The 6,120-nt window shown below is 49.7% G+C and carries 6 protein-coding genes and 2 pseudogenes; 1 reads left to right on the forward strand and 7 read right to left on the reverse strand.

Annotated elements, in window-relative coordinates:
• The 3 genes and pseudogenes from IFU29_RS21965 to IFU29_RS22965 form a co-directional block, all read right to left on the reverse strand.
• Positions 1–226, reverse strand: a pseudogene (locus IFU29_RS21965) (hypothetical protein); the annotation flags it as partial.
• 128 nt (positions 227–354) lie between these two features.
• Positions 355–717, reverse strand: coding sequence for a hypothetical protein (locus IFU29_RS21970; RefSeq protein ID WP_191935741.1), 363 nt, complete (start codon positions 715–717; stop codon positions 355–357).
• Positions 718–721: 4 nt separating this feature from the next.
• Positions 722–1,822: pseudogene (locus IFU29_RS22965) on the reverse strand (VENN motif pre-toxin domain-containing protein); the annotation flags it as partial.
• 2 nt (positions 1,823–1,824) lie between these two features.
• On the opposite strand from IFU29_RS22965, the gene IFU29_RS22895 reads away from it, so the two are divergent.
• Complete coding sequence (locus IFU29_RS22895; RefSeq protein WP_191935742.1) at positions 1,825–2,283, forward strand: hypothetical protein; 459 nt, start codon at positions 1,825–1,827, stop codon at positions 2,281–2,283.
• A gap of 9 nt (positions 2,284–2,292) precedes the next feature.
• Here IFU29_RS22895 and IFU29_RS21985 read toward each other — a convergent pair.
• From IFU29_RS21985 to IFU29_RS22000, 4 genes are all read right to left on the reverse strand, one after another.
• A protein-coding gene (locus IFU29_RS21985) for an IS3 family transposase (RefSeq protein WP_191935743.1) occupies positions 2,293–3,413 on the reverse strand; the annotation gives its coding sequence in 2 pieces (ribosomal slippage) (positions 2,293–3,155 and positions 3,155–3,413; 1,122 coding nt in all).
• Between the two features lie 130 nt (positions 3,414–3,543).
• On the reverse strand, positions 3,544–3,927 hold the full coding sequence (locus IFU29_RS21990) for a DUF6911 family protein (protein ID WP_191935744.1): 384 nt from the start codon (positions 3,925–3,927) through the stop codon (positions 3,544–3,546).
• Positions 3,928–4,836: a cytidine deaminase-like fold-containing protein gene (locus tag IFU29_RS21995; RefSeq protein WP_191935745.1), complete on the reverse strand. Its 909-nt coding sequence runs from the start codon at positions 4,834–4,836 to the stop codon at positions 3,928–3,930. It lies immediately after the preceding gene.
• A gap of 271 nt (positions 4,837–5,107) precedes the next feature.
• On the reverse strand, positions 5,108–6,120 hold a 1,013-nt coding region (locus IFU29_RS22000), incomplete at its 5' end, for a VENN motif pre-toxin domain-containing protein (RefSeq protein ID WP_191935746.1).

Raw genomic sequence — 6,120 nt, forward strand, 5'->3', positions numbered from 1 at the left:
TCGCGTTGCTGGCCACGTCCACCTTACCGGTCAGCGGATTGGTGGTCAGCTTCCTGATTTCCGTCGCCAGATACGGCGACGCGCCGCTCGCCAGCGCCGCCGGGTCTGTCTGGGCCTTCAGCCCGGCGATGTCGCCCTGCGTGCGGATAACGTCCATCGCCTGACCGCCGATTTCACCTGTCAGCTGCGCCTGTTTGAGCCGGTTCTGCTCCTTCTCCCTGTCAAAGTCAGACTGATTCTGGGCGGAGACTATTGCCATCAGCACACAGGCATCGTTCGCCAGATACCCGGCGCAATGGCCGGGATTTTAGTCAATTGAATAAAATACATAAGACTGACTGGCCGTTATTTTATTCATGCAGTAACGTTATAACGCGCATCCTGAATAATGTAAGGCTCTGCAATCTCTTCCCACACTACTTCTGCCATCTTTTGCCATTCGGTTGGTTTTTTTTGCTTCACAAGATAATCCCTTATTAACTTCACTGCCTTGTTAAAATCCTCTTTATTTAACTCTACAAATGAATAAAACTTTAGGTATTCACCTTCTTCAGACTTAATCACTTCATGCAATTTAGAGTTCCCGGGCAAAAACACAGCATCCAACAGCTCACCAAATGCCTCCCAATAATTCCCGTTAACAAAGCCTCCGGTTCTTTGAAAGTTGCTTTCTCTCTGCCCATTATCATTCCAACCGATAAATAAACTCGCCCCCATACCATCACCTCATAATAATAATTTTATCTTGCTGTGCTTTAGGCAGTGTTTTTATATAATCCATAAAGGTTTTTTGGTTCGCGGACGTTAGGACTCTAAAATCGACAGGCACAAAGTCAGCTTTTTGCAAGTGATCTTGGATAACATCCCTTCCACTACCAACACTCATATTCTTCTCATAAAACTTATTTAACCCATCTATTTCTTTTTGTGACAGTCTATCGGTAGTATACATGGCATCAACGGTTTTACCTTTATTAGGGCCTGACGTAATTACAAAATCAGGTGAACTTCCTGATTTTGCTCCAGGCGAAGGCGTATAACGCTCCATCGTACCGAGAGTAGGCTCTAATTGTGCGGCAGATGCAGCTTCAGCCGGTTTTAGCTTACCATTACCACCCAGATCAGGTGTATTAAGTCGGTCATGTCCTTCCAGCGGCGTGGCATTGACTTTTACTTCGTAAATGCCATCTGTATTCCTGACCAGCTTTTCAGTTTTACCAAGTGTAGTACTTAGAACCGGTATTTTCTTACCAGGTGAAAGTAGGCCTGCCAGCATCCCACCCGTAGCTTCCAGCGCTGCCTGATTTCCTTCAGACGCCTGTTTGATTGTGTCGGCGACTGCTGACCAGGTATCGCTGTTCATCAGCGCTTTCACGCTGTCTGCCACCGCCTGATTCTTCCCGGACAGATCGTTCAGCGCCGTACTACAGTAACTGTCCCCGGCAGCACATGAAGCCAGCGCCATTGCCGTATCGGCAACGTAGTCCGCTGAACCTAATGCCGCATCACCGGTATCAGCCAGGGCATTAATAATGCCGTTTGCGATGGAAGAGGTTGTACCGTTGCCCAGCTTATCCCTGACCTGCTCTTTCCAGTGTTCAGCGCTCTGCTTAACCGATTCGCGGGCTTTATCGCCGCTCAGCGAGTTATTCTCAACCGCATTCTTACCCGCCTGGCCGGCCGTCACTGCTCCGCCAGTATCGCCCGTCGCCAGGCCGCCCGCAACTCCTGCGGCCAGTTCGCTCAGCGCGCTGACCTGCTGTTTTTCGCTTTCGCTCAGCTGGTCTGCCGCCCTGCCCGGGAACAACTGTCCGCCAATGTAAGTTGCTGGGTCGCCGGGTCACGGATGACTATCGTGCCCTTGCTCACCGCCGCCTTCGTCGTCGAACTCCCGCTGCTGTTTATTCCCACCAGCAGGCCGTTGGCCACGCTACCGCCCGAGCTGATGCCCACGCTCTGGTGCTCGACCTGGTACTCAGCCCGGTCCTCAATGTTGCTGAAGCCTGGCGGTTGAAGGAGATGGGATTTGAGACCGGGACGGCGCTGGAGGTGAAGGTTTTGCCGGGCTGCCTGATACTGGCCGCGCAGGAGCCGCAGCCGGAACCGCCCGCAGAGCCGGAGGTGGTGACCACGCTGCGTAAAGCCTGCAAAAAACTGTCGGCCCGTAAACAGCGTGAAATAGCGGTGTTTATTGAACTGGTTGCCACCCCGCAGAAGCGGCCACGCAAGATCCCGGAAGGAACGGTGGAGTGGCGGTCCGCCTTGACCTGCCCCCAGGATTAGATACAACCTTCAGTTAGTAATGTCAGTTGGTTTTTCTTCATATTTCCCGTTTCGCCAGCCCGCTGCAAATTCAGCCGGCGTCAGGTAATTCAGCGATGAATGTGGTCGACACTCGTTATAACCCTGCCGCCAGTCATTAATGATTTCCCGGGCATGTAGAATATCGCTGAACCAGTGTTCATTCAGGCATTCATCCCGAAAGCGGCCATTGAAACTCTCAATAAATCCGTTCTGCGTTGGCTTGCCCGGCTGGATTAAGCGCAACTCAACACCATGTTCAAAGGCCCATTGATCGAGCGCGCGGCAGGTGAATTCCGGGCCCTGATCAGTTCTTATCGTTGTAGGATAGCCACGAAACAGCGCAATGCTGTCCAGAATACGTGTCACCTGAACGCCTGTAATCCCGAATGCCGTGGTGATCGTCAGACACTCCTTCGTAAAATCATCCACGCAGGTCAGACACTTAATCCTGCGGCCGCTGGCAAGTGCATCCATGACAAAATCCATCGACCATGTCAGGTTCGGCGCATCCGGGCGAATAAGCGGAAGCCGCTCAGTCGCCAGCCCCTTGCGGCGTCGCCTGCGCTTTATACTCAGGCCGTTGAGATGATAGATGCGGTATACCCGCTTGTGGTTGACGTGAAGGCCCTCCCGACGCAGTAGTTGCCAGATGCGCCGGTAACCAAAGCGGCGGCGCTCAAGTGCCAGCTCTGTGATGCGTAGAGACAGCTGCGCGTCAGCAGCCGGACGCTGAGCCGAATAACGGTAAGTCGACAGAGACAAACCTGCCAGCCTGCAGGCACGACGTTGCGACAGACCTGCGGCCTCACACATGACTTCCACTGCTTCCCGCTTCTGGTCTGTCGTCAGAACTTTCGGCCAAGAGCCACCTGAAGCGCCTCCTTATCCAGCATGGCTTCAGCGAGCAGCTTCTTGAGGCGGGCGTTCTCCTCTTCAAGCGACTTGAGCCGCTTCACTTCAGGGACTTCCATGCCGCCAAACTTCTTGCGCCAAGTGTAAAACGTGGCATCGGAAATGGCGTGCTTACGGCAGAGCTCACGGGCAGAAACTCCGGCTTCGGCCTCGCGGAGAATACTGATGATCTGTTCGTCGGAAAAACGCTTCTTCATGGGGATGTCCTCATGTGGCTTATGAAGACATTACTAACATCGCGGTGTGTTAATCAACGGGGAGCAGGTCAGCCTGAGGTAACTCGTTGGTTATAAAATAAAATCCCGGCTTGTCGCCGGGATTTGTGTATTAATTCAGAAGATCTGTTGATACATTACCGGTATCGAAGAACTCTTTAAATATCTTGACTACAAGATCAAAGTCTTTCGTTATTTGACGAAGAGGCCAATGATCACCAAGTATCATTATTTCATCATCCGGCCCTAAAGGATTCAAGTAAGTTCTAACCTGATATTCATCCTCAAGGATTTCACCTAAGGTCATTAGGTAATAATCGTTTTCAGTTCTTACCTGTAGCATTTCCACTCCATTCCCCACCGTACTCAACGCATCAAGTGTGAGAGTACCTTCTCTTCCCTGAAGTTGTACTAATTGATTAAGTATGTCATTCCAGGTTGAGACTTGTTGATTCCCACCATATTCATTCAATGTCCAACCCATTTTAAATTTCATTTAATCACGAGCCTTAAGAGATTTCATTCCGGGCTGCCAGTAGAGGACGGTTCCTGTAGTCTCTTCATAGATTGTTAATGATTTTAATCCTGCTTTATCAGCCATAGCGGCTATATCACCCCGGCAATAACCACATACAGGTTCTTTAGAAACACTCATTGTCATCTCACGTCCTTGAGACATACCCTTTTCAAAAGCTTGCTGGATAACACCTACTTCGGCATGAGCAGTAGCCATATTCCCATTGGGAAGAGGTTTGTTTTGCTTCTCTATTTTGGCCTGGATACGTCCATCAATTAGCGCTGGCTTATTTATATCAGCCAAATTAGAAGGCCGTGCTCCCTGATTGGTATCTGAGAATTTAGCCCCGTCAACATTACCTTTCGCCACAACCTTAATATTAGCATCAACGATTTTACTGAGCTGTTTTGCTGCTGCCGAACCTAATACTGGCGTCACCGAAGCAACAATGATATCCATGCCCTGTTTGGTTTCGGCATAGCCCTGAGCCGTCTGGCGATCCACGCCCAGCACATCCATTGCATACTGCGTCAGCGCATCCTTCACCTGCTGCTGATTCTGTGCATCAACGCTGGTGATATTCAGCAGGTTCACTATCTGGCCGTAAGAGTCCGCATACATCTCACTGACTTTGTTATTGTACTGCCCGGTGTCGTACTCACCTTTGGCCGCGATAACCTCCAGTCTTGCACTGGCACAAGCCGCACTTCCGGCATTACCGTTTCCACAAGCATCAATGACCTTCTGGTCGCTGGCGATATCCTTTTCACGCAGTTCATTAACTTTCTGCTGGGCCTGCTCACGCTCTGCCGGGTCTTTGCTGTTGAGTTTCTGCTTCGCTATCTCAAGCTCGGTCTTCTCTGACACGCTCAGATAGTTATTCTCCACAACTGTCTTACCAGTTGCGCTCCTGCGATGGCGTCATCACCACTGTCACCAATCACTCTACATCTTTCGGTAGTAAAAGAACCAGTAGGCAAATCCAATTCCAATCCCCACTGAACCTGTCTTCAATACCTTATGCAAGTTATCCCTCAAGTATTCCAGCATCTGCTCACCTCCACCAACCCAATACCCAAGGACCTGGAAAATAAAACTTACACAAATAAGCATCAGCGAGAAGGCAATGCATAAGTATAGTAATGCCAATAATGATTTTTTACTTATTAACATTATTATTGTCCTTATTTTTTATAGAGTTTTGCAATGCATCAGAGAACCCCCCTGACGCAGCTGAGTCGGCAATATTTCCTGAAAGTGAAGGCAGATTATTTTGAGGCGCTGGTTTTGTGATAGTCCATACGCCTGTGGGAACCCATTCATATTGTTTGGAGATTGGGTTTAGTTTTTTATCCATTGGTATTTTTATAATATTACCAGCGGTATAACCCACTGAAGCGCCTGCCTTACTCAGCAACGCCCCCATAAACGGATCATCACCTTTTATTTCTGCAGTATAATAACCACCGGCGGCATTCCAGGTGACTGTTGGATTATAACCTTTACCTGCAGTAATTAGACCGATAACTCCTGACCCTATTACGTCAGATAATTTTACCTCACCAGTTTTGCTTGTTCCATATTGGATAGCTGTATTAGCCGCACTTGAAACTCCCGCTGCGATTAATTGCTCCTTAACACCTGCACTGTTAGTAATAATAGCCTTCCCACCCATTATCGCTACCGGCCAGGAAGTTGGGGTCATTACCACATCCATAACCCGATCACCGGTCGTAATATTATCCTTCAGGAATTTCAGGTCGGTGCCATTAAGATATTTTACCAACGCTGCCGCATCCGGGTCCTTCAGTTTCTCACTCAGCCTTATCTGATGTTTATCAGCATCCAGCGCAACGTTGGTTTCCGCCTGAACCATTTCTTCCCAACTTACGCAGACCACACCGCCACCCGTACAGGCTTCGGCCAGTTCTTTACTGTTTTTATTACTGATTTCGATATATTTTTCAACAACAGATTTGCAGTCACCTCCGGTGGATTTACAGGCGGAGAGTTCCTTATCAAGCTGCCGGGACTCCTTCTCACTCAGATAATTATTCTCAACCGCATTCTTACCCGCCTGGCCGGCCGTCACTGCTCCGCCAGTATCGCCCGTCGCCAGGCCGCCCGCAACTCCTGCGGCCAGTTCGCTCAGCGCGCTGACCTGCTGTTTTT

Origin of the sequence: Erwinia persicina (assembly GCF_014838825.1) — a bacterium.
GTDB lineage: Bacteria > Pseudomonadota > Gammaproteobacteria > Enterobacterales > Enterobacteriaceae > Erwinia > Erwinia persicina_A.